This is a genomic window from Thalassobacillus hwangdonensis, from assembly GCF_042675915.1.
Taxonomy (GTDB): domain Bacteria; phylum Bacillota; class Bacilli; order Bacillales; family Halobacillaceae; genus Thalassobacillus_A; species Thalassobacillus_A hwangdonensis.
In genome coordinates this window covers 855571-869453 of the sequence record NZ_JBHTKL010000001.1, presented here as the reverse complement: position 1 = coordinate 869453, position 13883 = coordinate 855571, and the positions used below count along the sequence as shown (strand labels likewise).

At 44.4% G+C, this 13883-nt stretch carries 15 protein-coding genes; 14 read left to right on the top strand and 1 reads right to left on the bottom strand.

What is annotated here, in order from left to right; all coding sequences use genetic code 11:
• Positions 1–20: 20 nt before the first annotated feature.
• On the bottom strand, positions 21–896 hold the full coding sequence (locus ACFQ2J_RS04575) for a YitT family protein (RefSeq protein WP_386056994.1): 876 nt from the start codon (positions 894–896) through the stop codon (positions 21–23).
• Positions 897–1055: 159 nt separating this feature from the next.
• On the opposite strand from ACFQ2J_RS04575, the gene ACFQ2J_RS04570 reads away from it, so the two are divergent.
• The 14 genes from ACFQ2J_RS04570 (at position 1056) to ACFQ2J_RS04505 (ending at position 13865) form a co-directional block, all read left to right on the top strand.
• On the top strand, positions 1056–1406 hold the full coding sequence (locus ACFQ2J_RS04570; protein ID WP_386056993.1) for a nucleotide pyrophosphohydrolase: 351 nt from the start codon (positions 1056–1058) through the stop codon (positions 1404–1406).
• On the top strand, positions 1403–2203 hold the full coding sequence (gene dapB, locus ACFQ2J_RS04565; RefSeq protein WP_386056991.1) for a 4-hydroxy-tetrahydrodipicolinate reductase: 801 nt from the start codon (positions 1403–1405) through the stop codon (positions 2201–2203). The genes ACFQ2J_RS04570 and dapB overlap by 4 nt, the downstream gene beginning before the upstream one ends.
• 12 nt (positions 2204–2215) lie before the next feature.
• A complete protein-coding gene (locus tag ACFQ2J_RS04560) occupies positions 2216–2629 on the top strand; it encodes a methylglyoxal synthase (protein ID WP_386056989.1) in 414 nt (137 codons plus the stop codon).
• 13 nt (positions 2630–2642) lie between these two features.
• On the top strand, positions 2643–3761 hold the full coding sequence (gene bshA / locus ACFQ2J_RS04555) for an N-acetyl-alpha-D-glucosaminyl L-malate synthase BshA (protein ID WP_386056987.1): 1119 nt from the start codon (positions 2643–2645) through the stop codon (positions 3759–3761).
• Position 3762: 1 nt separating this feature from the next.
• A complete protein-coding gene (locus ACFQ2J_RS04550) occupies positions 3763–4974 on the top strand; it encodes a CCA tRNA nucleotidyltransferase (protein ID WP_386056985.1) in 1212 nt (403 codons plus the stop codon).
• Positions 4956–5951 carry a biotin--[acetyl-CoA-carboxylase] ligase gene (locus ACFQ2J_RS04545; RefSeq protein ID WP_386056983.1) on the top strand — a complete coding sequence of 332 codons (996 nt, stop codon included), beginning with the start codon at positions 4956–4958 and terminating at the stop codon, positions 5949–5951. The genes ACFQ2J_RS04550 and ACFQ2J_RS04545 overlap by 19 nt, the downstream gene beginning before the upstream one ends.
• Positions 5944–6777 (top strand): 3-methyl-2-oxobutanoate hydroxymethyltransferase, encoded by an 834-nt coding sequence (gene panB / locus ACFQ2J_RS04540; protein WP_386056981.1) that lies wholly within the window; start codon positions 5944–5946, stop codon positions 6775–6777. The genes ACFQ2J_RS04545 and panB overlap by 8 nt, the downstream gene beginning before the upstream one ends.
• A 2-nt stretch (positions 6778–6779) precedes the next feature.
• Positions 6780–7622, top strand: a complete 843-nt coding sequence (panC, locus tag ACFQ2J_RS04535) for a pantoate--beta-alanine ligase (protein WP_386056980.1) — start codon at positions 6780–6782, stop codon at positions 7620–7622.
• 57 nt (positions 7623–7679) lie between these two features.
• Positions 7680–8069: an aspartate 1-decarboxylase gene (gene panD, locus ACFQ2J_RS04530; RefSeq protein WP_386056978.1), complete on the top strand. Its 390-nt coding sequence runs from the start codon at positions 7680–7682 to the stop codon at positions 8067–8069.
• 111 nt (positions 8070–8180) lie between these two features.
• The gene (dinG, locus tag ACFQ2J_RS04525) at positions 8181–10928 is read left to right on the top strand and encodes an ATP-dependent DNA helicase DinG (protein WP_386056976.1); all 2748 of its coding nucleotides are present in this window, start codon (positions 8181–8183) and stop codon (positions 10926–10928) included.
• 52 nt (positions 10929–10980) lie between these two features.
• Entirely contained in the window at positions 10981–11760 is a 780-nt protein-coding gene (locus ACFQ2J_RS04520) for a ComEC/Rec2 family competence protein (protein ID WP_386056974.1), read from the top strand.
• A 254-nt stretch (positions 11761–12014) separates the two neighbouring features.
• Positions 12015–12185, top strand: a complete 171-nt coding sequence (locus ACFQ2J_RS04515; protein WP_386056972.1) for a YpmA family protein — start codon at positions 12015–12017, stop codon at positions 12183–12185.
• On the top strand, positions 12139–12669 hold the full coding sequence (locus tag ACFQ2J_RS04510) for a cell wall elongation regulator TseB-like domain-containing protein (RefSeq protein ID WP_386056971.1): 531 nt from the start codon (positions 12139–12141) through the stop codon (positions 12667–12669). Before ACFQ2J_RS04515 ends, ACFQ2J_RS04510 begins: the two co-directional genes overlap by 47 nt.
• A 14-nt stretch (positions 12670–12683) precedes the next feature.
• The gene (locus ACFQ2J_RS04505) at positions 12684–13865 is read left to right on the top strand and encodes a pyridoxal phosphate-dependent aminotransferase (RefSeq protein ID WP_386056969.1); all 1182 of its coding nucleotides are present in this window, start codon (positions 12684–12686) and stop codon (positions 13863–13865) included.
• Positions 13866–13883: the final 18 nt, after the last annotated feature.

Below are 13883 nucleotides of genomic sequence, written 5' to 3'. Positions count from 1 at the left end.
TTTCTTGGCTTGTTTTAATATTAATCTTCTAGCGGACGCTTATTCTCATCCAATGTAAATCCTTCCCCCATAACATCATGAACCGTACTGACTGCTACGAAGGCATGCGGATCGACTGAATCGATGATATGCTTCAAACGGACGATTTCGTTTTTACCGACCACACAGTAAAGGACATCCCTTCTGTTTCCTGTGAAAGATCCTTTCCCCTGAAGCACGGTCACTCCGCGGTCCATATGTTTCATGATTTTTGCGGAAATGGCATCGCTCTCTTCAGAGATGATCGTTGCACCACGAGCAGCATAGGCACCTTCCTGGATGAAGTCGATGACTCTTGCTGCAACAAATACTGCTACAAGCGTGTACATCCCTTCGATTGCATTCAGATAGGTGATGATTGAGGTAACGATAACAATCGCATCGAATAGGAACATTGCTCGTCCCATGCTCCATCCCCAGTGTTTATTAATCAAACGAGCGATGATGTCCACGCCTCCGGTGGTACCACCATATCGAAAGATGATTCCAAGGCCGACACCTACGAATACTCCTGCAAATAAAGCTGCAAGTGTCATATCGGAATGAAGATCCACTTCAATCATATTCTCCTGGAACACCCAAATGAACAACGAAACCGCAAATGTTCCGATCAATGTATATAAAAATGTGTTCCTGCCGAGCATTTTCCATCCGATCAGGAAAACCGGGATATTGAGGACGATGTTCATCACGGAAGGGCTCCAATCAAATAAGAAGTATAATAGCAAGGTTATACCTGTAAATCCGCCCTCTCCCAAATTGTTCTGCATATTGAAATGTACGAGTCCGAATGAAAAGATCGCTGAGCCTAACAAGATGAAGATGATGTTTTTCAATTTCAGTCCGAAAAATTTCATTTTTCCACCTCCGATGTTTTTTTATACGCCTTTACCATTATAGTCAATAGTCCACCAACCGACAATCACTCATTTTTCGTATCAATGATTTGTCAAAAGCCGTCGTTTTGGCTACCATTTAGGAAGATATGTTTTCAGTATAAAGGAGTCGTTTGAACAATGCAGGATAAAAACTATACGACAAAGGAAATCCAGGAGCGGGTGGATCGATACATATCCCAATTCAAGGAAGGGTATTTTTCCCCTTTGAGCAACCTCGCCCGCCTCACTGAAGAAGTGGGTGAGATGGCCCGCGAAGTGAATCACCATTATGGTGAAAAACCGAAGAAAGCAACAGAGGAGGAAAAAGCGGTTGAAGAAGAACTTGGCGATGTGCTGTTCGTACTGACCTGCTTTGCCAATTCCCTTGATATTGATATGTCCGATGCCTTTGAGCGGTCAATATCAAAAATCGAAACGCGTGATAAGGATCGTTGGACACATAAAGAGACAGGAGTGAAAGATCAATGAAATCCATAAAAGTGATTGTAGCCGGACCACGGGGAAAGATGGGTTCAGAAGCTTTGAGAATGATCGAGAGCAGCGAGACGCTTGAACTTGTTGCCTGTCTTGATCGGAAAAACGGTGGGAAGCAAGTCAAGGAAATCGAGGAACTGCCGAATATGGATGCTATGATTTATGAGGATGCGGAACAGTGCTTTTCAGAAATTGATGCGGATGTGCTTGTAGATCTGACGACACCTGAATACGGCTACAAACACACGAAGCTCGCCCTACAGCATAATATCCGCCCTGTAGTTGGAACGACAGGCTTCAAGCCGGAGCAGCTTGAAGAATTGAGAGAGCTTGCAGAGTCGAAAGGACTTGGCACGATCATCGCGCCTAACTTTGCTGTTGGTGCAGTACTTATGATGCAGTTTGCAAAGTGGGCAGCTAAATACTTCCCTGACGTGGAGATCATTGAAAAACATCATGATCAGAAGCTTGATGCACCATCCGGTACTGCAGTAAAGACAGCGGAACTGATTGAAGAAGTAAGAGAAAGCAAACAGCAGGGCCACCCTGAAGAAAAAGAAACAATGCAAGGGGCAAGAGGTGCCAATCATGATGGCATCCATATCCACAGCGTACGTTTGCCTGGCCTTGTCGCCCATCAGGAAGTCATGTTCGGATCGCCCGGCCAGTCGCTGACGATCAAGCATGATTCCTATCACCGAGGTTCGTTCATGTCCGGTGTAGAGATGGCTGTCAAGGAAGTCATGCGATTGGACACGCTTGTATATGGACTTGAAAACATAATGGAATAGGGGAGAATGCTTATGAATATTGCTCTGATTGCCCATGATGAGAAAAAGAAGGAAATGATTCAATTTACGGTTGCTTATCAAAAGGTATTGGAACATCATAAGCTTTTTGCAACCGGTACGACCGGCAAAAGGATTGAGGAAGCGACACAGATGGATGTGGTTCGCTTCCAGTCCGGCCCGATTGGAGGGGACCAGCAGATCGGTGCAAAAATTGCTGAAAATGATATGGATCTGGTCATTTTCTTTAGAGATCCCCTAACGGCACAACCACATGAGCCGGATGTCAGTGCATTGATGCGGCTTTGTGATGTGCATCGCATTCCATTGGCCACCAATCTGGCTAGTGCGGAAATTTTTATCAAGGCGTTGGAGCGTGGCGATTTCCACTGGAGGAACATCATTAAGGAAAAACAGAAAGAGAATTGAAGGTGATTGCAGGATGAAGATAGGAATTACATGCTATCCTACAGTCGGAGGCTCAGGGGTGATCGCTACAGAATTAGGGAAGTTATTGGCTGAAGAAGGTCATGAAATCCATTTTATTGCCTCACAGGTACCCTTCCGGTTGAATCGGATTTATTCAAATATTTTTTATCACGAAGTAGAAGTAAGTAATTATCCAGTATTCCAGCATCCACCATACGATTTGGCATTAGCGAATAAGATGGCAGAAGTCATCAATAGGGAGGAACTCGACATCCTCCATGTCCATTACGCGATGCCGCATGCCATTTGTGCAATCCTTGCCAAGCAGATGGTGGAACGGGATGTGAAGATCATTACAACGTTGCACGGAACTGATATCACTGTGCTTGGGATCGATCCAAGCATGAAAAATATCATCAAGTTCGGTATCGAGGCTTCCGATCGTGTCACTGCAGTTTCCCAGAGTCTGGTAGATCAGACTAAAGAAATGCTTTCCGTCGAACGGGAAATGGATGTCATTTATAACTTTGTAGATGAACGGGAGTATCACCGTCAATGCAACCAGGACCTCCGGAAGCAGTTCGATATATCGGAAGATGAAAAAGTCGTCGTTCATATTTCCAACTTCCGTAAAGTGAAACGGATTGACGATGTCATCCGCTCCTTCCATCTGATTGCAGAAGAAATGCCTGCGAAACTTTTGATGGTAGGAGATGGACCAGAATATACGACAGCCTATCAGCTTGTGAAAGACTTAGGGATTGATGACCAGGTTCTGTTTCTCGGAAAACAGGAAAATGTATCTGAGCTGCTGTCCATTGCAGACTTGAAACTGCTGCTGTCAGAAAAGGAAAGCTTTGGTCTCGTATTGCTTGAAGCGATGGCATGCGGAGTACCATGCATCGGTACACGTATAGGTGGTATACCAGAGGTCATCGTCGAAGGAGAAACCGGCTTTATCACTGAAGTAGGCGATGTGCAGGCGGTTGCCGATCAAGGTCTTCGTCTGCTGAGGGATGAAGAAATGTGGAAAAGCTTCTCTCGGAACAGTAAAATGAGAGTGGATAACGAATTTCACTCCACGCGCATCCTGAAACAATACGAAAAATTATATGAACAGGTGTTGACCTGAGATGAAAATGGAAGAGCAGGATCTGAAGTTAGATCAAGCGATGGAAATTGTAAACACAATCGAACGGCATGGACATCGGGCTTATATAGTCGGCGGATCGGTCAGGGATAAATTGATCGGTAGAGAAATCGGTGACATTGACATTGCGAGTTCTGCCACGCCAGCAGAAATAATGAAGATTTTCACTAAAGTCATTCCTATTGGCATTGAACATGGGACAGTAATGGTCCGCCATCATGGTGAATCTTATGAAGTCACTACATTTCGTGTGGAAGACAATTACAGGGATTACAGACACCCGGATCATGTTGCCTTCGTGAAGGATGTAAAAATGGATCTAGCCAGAAGAGACTTTACGATGAATGCCATTGCGCTTGATCAAGCAGGTAATCTTGAGGATCCTTTTGGGGGACGATCAGATATCATAAAGAAAGAGATCAAGGCGGTCGGTTCGCCAATGGAAAGGTTCCAGGAGGACCCACTGCGTATGATGCGGGCTATCCGGTTTGTCAGCCAACTTGGGTTTACGATCGAGTCCAGTACAATGGATGCCATGAAGGCGCACATTCATTTATTGAAGAAAATTGCGGTGGAACGAGTAGCAATCGAATTTGAAAAGATGTTCCGCGGCCCTTATCTGGATAAAGCACTTGAGATCAGTGAAGCTGTTAACATCTCAGAAATGCTCCCCGTGTTCGATGAACAGCCATCCCTGCTCTTGAAGTATAAGCTATCTCCTTTAGAGAACTTTGCAGAACTCATCAGCTATTACACGTTTCAGGAGACTGATCTTTCCGTCAAGCGATGGGTACGGGAATGGAAGCTCTCGAATAAGACAGCGAACAAAGCTGAGGCACTATTGAATGCACTTCAACTGTACTTAAAATCCGGAGAAATCGATGCTTGGCTTGTCTATAACCTTCCAGAGACGCTTTATCAGTCCTTTGCACGTGTTACGGGACTTATATATCAGATGGAAGCTGAAGAAGTCTACCGTAGGGTAAGTGATCTTCACAATGCATTACCTGTAAAGAACAGAAAGGAAATCGATTTCGATGGGAAAGCGCTCACTGAAATCTATCCGGCTCGTCAAAAAGGGCCGTGGATTGGCAATCTGCTAAACGAGGTTGAGCGGGCAGTTGTTTTCCGAGATTTGAAAAACGAGTATAATGAAATAAAGGAGTGGGTTGTAAAATGGCATCCACCCGTATGAAACTGATCAACTTACTGGAAAATAATCGAGCTGAATATATCTCAGGACAGGAACTTTCCAACCAACTGGACATCTCAAGGACAGCGGTCTGGAAGCATATGAAACAGCTCGAATTGGATGGTTACCAAATAGAAGCGGCACCTAGGAAAGGCTACCGCATCATCTCGAACCCGGATAAGGTGAGCCAGAACACGTTGCAGTGGGGGCTGGAGACGAAATGGATGGGCAAACATCTCCACCATTATGATCAAGTCAATTCTACGCAGGATATTGGACATGAGCTTGCAAAGGAAGGTGCACCGCACGGTACTGTCATCGTTGCAGATGAACAGCTGAAAGGTAAAGGCAGAAAAGCGCGTAGCTGGCATTCCAAAAAAGGGGAAGGAATCTGGATGAGCATCATTCTTCGACCGGACCTTGCTCCCGTTCAGGCACCTCAAATCACTTTACTCGCTGCAACTGTGCTTGCCCAGGTACTAGCCGTGGAAGGTGATGTCGAGCCTCAGATAAAATGGCCGAATGACCTGCTGATCGATCACAAGAAAGTATCTGGGATCCTTACTGAAATGCAGGCGGAGCAGGACCATATCCAGTATATCGTCATAGGAATCGGTATGAATGTGAATCAGGATGGAAGCAAATTCCCGGATGATATCCGATATAAAGCGAGTTCATTAAAAGAATCGACCGGACATGCATGGGATATCACTAAGCTTATTCAGAAAATCCTTAAGAAATTCGAGCATACATATGAGGTTTTCTTAAAAGAAGGATTCAAACCGATCAAGCTGACATGGGAACACTATGGTTACCGGATTGACGAAACCGTAACGATTTCAACCATGAAAAAGAAATGGAAAGCTACACTGGTCGGGATCGAAGCGGATGGAGCGCTGCAAATCAGGAATGAAGACGGAAGCCATGAAAAGCTTTACTCTGCAGAAATAGAGTGGGGAGAAGGAGGGTATCATGCTTAACCGTTCAAAAATGATGAAGATGAAACAGGAAAATGAAAAAATAGCAATGATCACAGCATATGATTTTCCATCAGCAAAGCTTGCCGAAGCAGCTGATGTAGATATGATTCTTGTTGGTGATTCACTTGGTATGGTAGTGCTTGGCTATGATTCGACCATCCCAGTTACAGTGGAGGATATGATCCATCACGGAAAAGCCGTTACAAGAGGAGCGAAGGATACGTTCGTCGTCGTTGATATGCCATTCATGTCCTATCACGTTTCTATTGAAGATGCTTTGAGGAATGGGATGGAGATCTATCAGAAGACGAATGCTCAAGCGCTGAAGCTTGAAGGAGCTGGTGAGTTGGTGTTGGAGACGATCTCACGCCTGACCGAAGGTGGAATACCGGTAGTAGGGCATTTAGGGTTGACCCCACAGTCTGTCAATGTACTCGGAGGCTATAAAGTCCAAGGTAAAAGTAAAGAGACTGCAACTCAGATGATCCAGGATGCTTTAGCTATCGAAAAAAGTGGAGCAATTGCTTTGGTCCTGGAATGTGTACCGAGAGAACTTGCGGATATGATCTCACAACGGCTTTCGATTCCCACTATAGGAATAGGCGCCGGTGCAGGTTGTGATGGTCAGGTACTCGTCTACCACGACGTCCTTAAATATGGGGTGGAGCGTCTACCTAAATTCGTCAAACCTTACCTGGATAACAATGAGGAGATCCAAAGCGCACTGTCCACTTATGTTCAGGAGGTCAAACAACAGGCATTTCCTGAAGAACAGCATACATTTACTATCGATAAGCATTTGCTTCCAGATATAAAAGGGGATTGACGATGGAAATTATCGAGACACCAAAAGAAATGCAACGGATCAGCACACTGCTGCAAGCTTCAGGCAAGACGATCGGTTTTGTTCCTACGATGGGGTATCTCCATGAAGGTCATGAGAAACTGTTGGAAGCTGCAAGAAAAGAAAACGAGATTGTTGTTCTCAGCATTTTTGTAAATCCTCTTCAGTTCGGACCTAATGAAGATCTTGACCGTTATCCGAGGGATGAAGCTCATGACAGGAAAGTCGCTCTCAAGCATAAGGTGGACTACCTGTTCTTTCCTCATGCAGAAGCGATGTATCCAGGACCATCATCCATTGAATTGACAGTGAAAAGGCGTGCGGATGTCCTTTGTGGAAGAAGCAGACAAGGACATTTTGACGGTGTGGTCACAGTATTAAGTAAATTATTCAATCTATGCAGACCTTCTAAGACCTATTTCGGGTTAAAGGATGCACAGCAGGTAGCTGTAGTCGATGCCTTGATTGAGGATTTCAATTTCCCTGTTGAGCTCGTTCCGGTGCCGACAGTCCGAGAAGCGGATGGACTAGCCAAAAGCAGTCGTAATGTTTATTTGAGCGAACAGGAACGGAAAGAGGCGCCATTCATCTACCAATCCCTTCTGCACGGGAAGGAACTGGCACTTCAAGGAGCATCGAGAGAACAAGTAGTCTCAGAAGTTCAAGCATTTATTGAAGAACGCACTCATGGTAGAATAGATTATATTGAATTCCTTTCATATCCTGACTTGCAGCAGTTGGATAAGCCAAAAGGGCAGATGATTCTGGCAACAGCCGTTTTCTTTGAAAAAGCGCGGCTTATCGATAATATACTGATTGACATGTAAGGCAAGTCACCGATTGTTTAAAAGATAATATAAGCTAAGGGTTTAGGAGGAGAAATCATGTTTCGCACCATGATGAAAGCCAAAATACACCGCGCGAAAGTGACGGAAGCTAATTTAAATTATGTAGGAAGTATCACGATTGATCAGGACATTTTAGACCAGGTCGATATTTTACCGCACGAAAAAGTTCAAATTGTCAATAATAATAATGGAGCTCGGTTAGAAACGTATGTGATCCCTGGAGAACGGGGCAGTGGTGTCGTTTGTTTGAATGGTGCAGCAGCCCGTCTTGTACAACCGGATGATATCATCATCATCGTAGCCTATGCTATGGTTCCACAGGAAGAACTGGCTGATTTCCGACCGAAGGTGGCTTTGATGGGTGAGAACAACCGAGTTGAGGAACTGATCGATCAAGAACCTCCGTTGACAGTCATGCACACTTGATTGTTGTCGGTATGGGTAACTTTTGGGATTCTCGCTGGTGTTTGACGGGCGGAATCCTTTCTTTATGCCTTTTTTAAGGTTAGTTGTAGGGTTTAGAAATGAGGGAGTATGATGGCTAAATTTACGATAGTGGATCTTGAGACAACAGGAAATGCACCCGCAAGAGGGGACCGTATCATAGAAGTTGGAATCATAGTCTGGGAAGACGGAGAAGTTATTGAAGAGTTCGAATCCTTCGTGTACCCGGAACAGCAAATACCCGCTTTTATCACTAATCTTACCGGGATTGCAGATGATCATGTTGCAAATGCTCCCTTATTCTCAGAAATCGCTGAAGATGTCAGGGAACTTTTCGAGGACGCATATATTGTAGCGCACAACATACAATTCGATTTGGGATTTTTGAACTTTGAGCTTCAGCACAATCAGTTGAAGCCACTGGATAACCCTGTCATCGATACGGTTGAACTGGCCAGAATCCTCTTGCCTCAATCCTCCAGTTTCAAGTTGGGACAATTAGCCGAACAGTTGAGCCTGGACCACACAGATCCACATCGTGCACTTTCAGATACAAGAGTCACAGCGGAATTGCTTGAGCATTTATTCAAAAAGCTCAACAGCTTGCCGGCAGAAACGATTGAACAGCTGTTGTCGCTGGAAGGGAATTTGAAAAGTGATTTAAGGCAAATCCTGATGGATGAGTGGAACCGTAAAACCTTCTCCTCTGATCGTCGCAAAGACATAAAGCTGGTTCATGGTTTGGCTGTAAAATCGATCGACATTCCTGATAGCAGCCAAGTGAAGCCGGAGCTTTCCTTCGGAGAACATCTTGATTTCGTCTTTCACTCGAAAAAAGGATTGGCTTCCTTTATGGACAGCTATGAATACAGGGAAGCGCAAAGGACGATGGCGGAAACCATATTTGACGCATTTTCTTCCACCAGACATGCGTTGATTGAAGCAGAAACAGGTACAGGTAAATCTTTAGCGTATCTCCTTCCTGCCGTCCATCATGCGATGTCGGATGATGAACCGGTCGTTATCAGCACCTACACGACACAGCTTCAGCGTCAGTTGCTTGAAAAGGAAATACCTCAGGTGGAACGCCTGTACAATGTTGCTATCCGAGTGGCGATCCTTAAGGGGAAGGAACATTACTTAAGTCTGCTCAGATTCAGTAAAGAGTTGAAGGAAAGAAATCATGACAACTATGATACCGCACTTGCGAAAGCGATGCTCGTCGTCTGGATTACAGAAACGGAGACTGGTGATATCGATGAAGTACAGCTTCCTTCAAGCGGCAGAATCTTATGGAACAGGATTTCATCCAATCAGGAGGAAGCACAGGAAACGTGGGCGAAAGAAAACCAGTATTCCTATTATCGTATTGCAAGAGGGCGTTCGGAGCATGCGCACATCGTCATTACGAACCATTCGCTGCTTTGTACCGATTTGACATTCGATCATCAATTGATTCCATCCTACAATTATGCAGTCATTGATGAAGCACACCATTTGGAACCTACGGCAAGTAAGCACTTCGGTTTGAAAATGGATTACATCGACTGGCAGAACAACCTCAGCCAATTGGAAGCTTTGATGAAGCTGCATGATACAACCATCTTAAAAAATGGTGACGATATTGATCGTCTGCTCCAGCTTGTATCGAATGCAAAGGAAGAAGTCGATACGCTGTTCAGGGCATTGTTCCGAATGGTGAAGAATAAAGTGAGGTCCAGTGAAAAAAGTGATGTCGGTAGACTTCAAGTCAACTTTGCAGCGACTAATGTAAAGCGTACATTGCTTGCAAAACTGGAGGAAATGACCCATAGACTCCAGGCAAGCCTTAATGCCATCCAACGCTCCTTTGTACGTCTGGATAGTCAGGAAGGTGGCGAAAGTGAACTTCAATCGCATTCGGAACATCTGTCTTCCATGTGCTTTCAACTACGGGACTTTTTGACTGAAGTGGAAGTAGACCAGGTGAAATGGATTGAAATCGATGCGAATGGTGCACAAAATTCTGCTTATCTTTTCAGCGAACCAGTGGATATCTCCAATCTCATTAAAGCATCACTGTTCGATAAAAAGAAAAGTGTCATTTTGACAAGTGCTACGTTGACGATGAAACACTCTTTCCATTATATTTCAGACCGCCTCGGTTTACCGAAAGAAGAGACGATAAGAAGTAAAATCCCTTCGCCGTTCCCATTTGAAGAACAGGTCCAATTGATGGTTCCGAACGATTTTCCGGATATCAACGAGGAGCCTGATGAATTCATTTATGCTACCTGCGAAGCGATTTACTCTTTGGCGAATGTGACAAATGGGCGGATGCTTGTGCTTTTCACGAGCTATGACATGCTGAAAAAGTCGCATGATCTTCTTAAAGATCTAATCATGCCAGAAGAATTCATGATTTTCGCACAAGGAATTTCGAGTGGCAGCAGAGAACGATTGAAAAAGAACTTCCAGGCATTCGATCAGGCAATTCTGTTGGGTACGAGTTCATTCTGGGAAGGTGTGGATATCCCGGGAGATGATCTTTCGTGCCTGATGATCGTAAGACTTCCGTTCCAGCCACCGAATCACCCGGTGTATCAAGCCAGAGCCAAGCGTTTGAAGGAAGAAAAAAGGAACGCATTCATGGAACTTTCCCTACCTCATGCAGTACTGCGCTTCAAACAAGGATTTGGCAGGCTCATCCGCTCCAGTACGGACCGTGGGATTGTATTTGTCTGCGACCAGCGGATCATCAAAGCAAGATATGGTAAGTATTTCATCGAGTCGATTCCTGAAGTGCCATTGAAGGTCGATTCGACTGCTTCATTGATCGAGAACGTTTCGGAGTGGTTATGAATGTTATCTCTGCACATGCTAATAGGTGAACGATCAAGATAGGATGGCAGGGATGTTCATGTTCACTTTATTATTGTTCTTACAGTTGATCAGTGGAGTTGTCGGTGTTGAGGATTCCGCTTTGATCACAGAAGATACAGCGCGTATTGCATTCCTTGATTTGACTGAAGGAGAAGCGACTTTGATTCGTACCGAAGAAAATCACAATTTCCTTATCAATACCGGTTCTCCTGAAAGTTATCAGGAACTCAAGCAGCAGTTGGATGCGCTTCATGTCAAGGATATCGATGCAATCTTCCTCACACATCAAAGTAAAGATTACTGTGGGAATGTCAAAAAATTGATCGATTCCTATCATTCAGAAACGGTCTATCATGCCGGCAAAAAGCAAACCGGATGTTTCCAGAAGATCAAGTCAGATCTTCACACGATAAAACTTGATGAGCAGGAAAAGAAGGACCTGGATGATGTAAAATTGAAAGTCATTTATACGGATGATGAAAAGATGGCGATACATGTTACGTATCACAGCACTGGCGTCATTTTTTTTGCAACGGGGACGATTGAAGAAGAGCTCCATATCCTTAAACAGCATCTGACGTTTCAAATTATCAAAATCGGCGATTATGGCCAGGGGAAAGCGCCAAGTGAACGCTTCCTTCACGATACAGACCCGCATATTGCGGTCGTTTTCCAAATGAAAGGGACCACCATCAATGACGGTTTGATTGAAAGGATGCAGGAATTGTGGATGGATGTGTACCGCATGAAACAGACAGGAACACTGATCATCGATATCAATGAGGAAGAATATTTCATACCAGCTGATTGAGTTTACCGAACTGGCTGTTCTCCTCTTTTTTTCTGGAGGAGAACCTGCCACATATAAAAACGTGTACCCTTTTTGGGCACACGCTGGTGTGGGTCAGGTTTTTTAGTTATAATACAATTCAGCATCAAAAATGATGTGCAAACTGTTATAATGATAAGGGTAATGCCTTACTGGTGTATGCTTATTGTGTTACAATCACAGCAGTCTATGTATAGCAAAATTTGTGTTGAACTGATTTTTTTGGAGGAATCATAATGGGGAATAAAATTGAAACCTTATCTACCGTGAAATTGAGTCATTCCGACGATTTGTATAAAATAGTGGATGTTTTGAACCGTACGTTGAAAGATCAAAATCTGATGTTTGGGTTGGCGCTTGATGAGGATGACCAAGAAACGGCAGTCTTCACGATATACCGCACCTAAGTGGCTGAAATGGACGCTGCTTGCCCTCACTGTTGTCCTATTGCTCGTTTTGGGGACAGGTTACTGGTTTTACTCGGGGATTTTTGATAAGAAATCAGAAGGCTTCTCCGACTCCGAACAGATTGCCCTCAGTGAGACACCGTTGACAGAAGTTAACCGTACGGAACGTTATAACGGTGACCAAGTAGTCCACATTGTAAAAGGTAAAGCAGAAGATGGCTCAGGCACAGCATTTATCGAGAAAGAATCGAAGGAATTAATCGAGTATATAGCAGAAAGCGAAATGATTTCAGAGGCAGCATTGAACCAACAATGGCAGTCTTCCTGTGATAAATGTGAATGGAGGTCCATGCAGCTTGCAATGGAGAATGCGATCCCATATTGGGAAATTACATACATTGATGCTCAGGGACGTTACGTATTTGCATATTTTGACATCCAGTCTGGAGAAAGAAAGCAGCAGTTCGCTTTCAAACAATCATAGAAGGAGTGGAGCATGTGAATTTAGCTGAACGTGTAAAGACATTGACACCATCAAGTACATTAGCGATAACAGCAAAAGCGAAAGCATTGAAGGCAGAAGGACACGATGTCATCGGTCTTGGAGCGGGTGAACCGGACTTCAACACACCTGGGTACATCCTGGATGATGCAAAACAAGCAATGGATGCAGGACTCACCAAGTACACTCCTTCCGGGGGTATTGTCGAGCTGAAACAAGCCATATCCGAAAAGGTGAAACGCGATCAGAACTTGTCCTACGATAATTCTCAAATCATTGTGACTACTGGTGCGAAGCATGCATTGTTCACGTTGTTCCAGGTGCTGCTGAATCAGGGTGATGAAGTGATCATCCCGACGCCATACTGGGTAAGTTATCCGGAACAGGTGAAGCTTGCGGGTGGCGTCCCTGTATTTGTTAAAGCAGAAGAAACGAACGCTTTTAAACTTACGCCAACTCAACTGAGTGAAGCGATAACTGAGCAAACGAAAGCGGTCATCCTGAATTCACCAAGCAACCCTACTGGAACGATGTACACAGAAGAGGAACTGGAAGCATTGGGGCAGGTTTGTATAGAAAAGGATGTTTTGATTGTATCCGATGAGATCTATGAAAAGCTGACCTATACTGAGGAAAAGCATGTGTCGATCGCATCCCTTTCTGAAGCCTTGTATGAGCAGACAGTAATTATCAATGGTGTTTCCAAATCCCATGCGATGACAGGATGGAGAATCGGATTTGCGCTGGGGAATGAACAGATCATCAAAGCGATGACCAACATGGCATCCCACTCGACTTCCAATCCCACATCGATTGCCCAATATGCTGCATTGAGTGCATATGAGCATGATGACACGGAAATCGAGGAAATGAAAAAAGCATTTCATGAACGACTGGAAAAATTATATCAAATGATTACCGATATACCCGGCGTTTCCTGCGTGAAACCGAAAGGCGCATTTTATCTATTTCCTAATGTGAAAGAAGCTGCTGAAGCGAACGGATTCCAGACGGTGGATGAATGGGTGGAAGCATTGCTTGAAGAGGAGAAAATTGCGTTGGTTCCAGGATCAGGTTTCGGATCCCCTGATAACGTAAGACTGTCCTATGCCACATCATTGGATCTGCTAGAAGAAGCAGCGAAAAGAATCAAACGATTTGTTGAAAAGCATCAATAATTGCAGTTGGAGGGAACA

Excerpts from the sequence above, each read along its gene's own strand:
- ACFQ2J_RS04520 (WP_386056974.1), top strand. The coding sequence starts at position 10,981 with ATGTTCATGTTCACTTTATTATTGTTCTTACAGTTGATCAGTGGAGTT.
- dinG (WP_386056976.1), top strand. The coding sequence starts at position 8,181 with ATGGCTAAATTTACGATAGTGGATCTTGAGACAACAGGAAATGCACCC.
- ACFQ2J_RS04550 (WP_386056985.1), top strand. The coding sequence starts at position 3,763 with ATGAAAATGGAAGAGCAGGATCTGAAGTTAGATCAAGCGATGGAAATT.
- panD (WP_386056978.1), top strand. The coding sequence starts at position 7,680 with ATGTTTCGCACCATGATGAAAGCCAAAATACACCGCGCGAAAGTGACG.
- ACFQ2J_RS04545 (WP_386056983.1), top strand. The coding sequence starts at position 4,956 with ATGGCATCCACCCGTATGAAACTGATCAACTTACTGGAAAATAATCGA.
- panC (WP_386056980.1), top strand. The coding sequence starts at position 6,780 with ATGGAAATTATCGAGACACCAAAAGAAATGCAACGGATCAGCACACTG.
- ACFQ2J_RS04575 (WP_386056994.1), bottom strand. The coding sequence starts at position 896 with ATGAAATTTTTCGGACTGAAATTGAAAAACATCATCTTCATCTTGTTA.
- ACFQ2J_RS04560 (WP_386056989.1), top strand. The coding sequence starts at position 2,216 with ATGAATATTGCTCTGATTGCCCATGATGAGAAAAAGAAGGAAATGATT.
- bshA (WP_386056987.1), top strand. The coding sequence starts at position 2,643 with ATGAAGATAGGAATTACATGCTATCCTACAGTCGGAGGCTCAGGGGTG.
- ACFQ2J_RS04515 (WP_386056972.1), top strand. The coding sequence starts at position 12,015 with ATGGGGAATAAAATTGAAACCTTATCTACCGTGAAATTGAGTCATTCC.
- dapB (WP_386056991.1), top strand. The coding sequence starts at position 1,403 with ATGAAATCCATAAAAGTGATTGTAGCCGGACCACGGGGAAAGATGGGT.
- ACFQ2J_RS04570 (WP_386056993.1), top strand. The coding sequence starts at position 1,056 with ATGCAGGATAAAAACTATACGACAAAGGAAATCCAGGAGCGGGTGGAT.
- ACFQ2J_RS04510 (WP_386056971.1), top strand. The coding sequence starts at position 12,139 with ATGAGGATGACCAAGAAACGGCAGTCTTCACGATATACCGCACCTAAG.
- panB (WP_386056981.1), top strand. The coding sequence starts at position 5,944 with ATGCTTAACCGTTCAAAAATGATGAAGATGAAACAGGAAAATGAAAAA.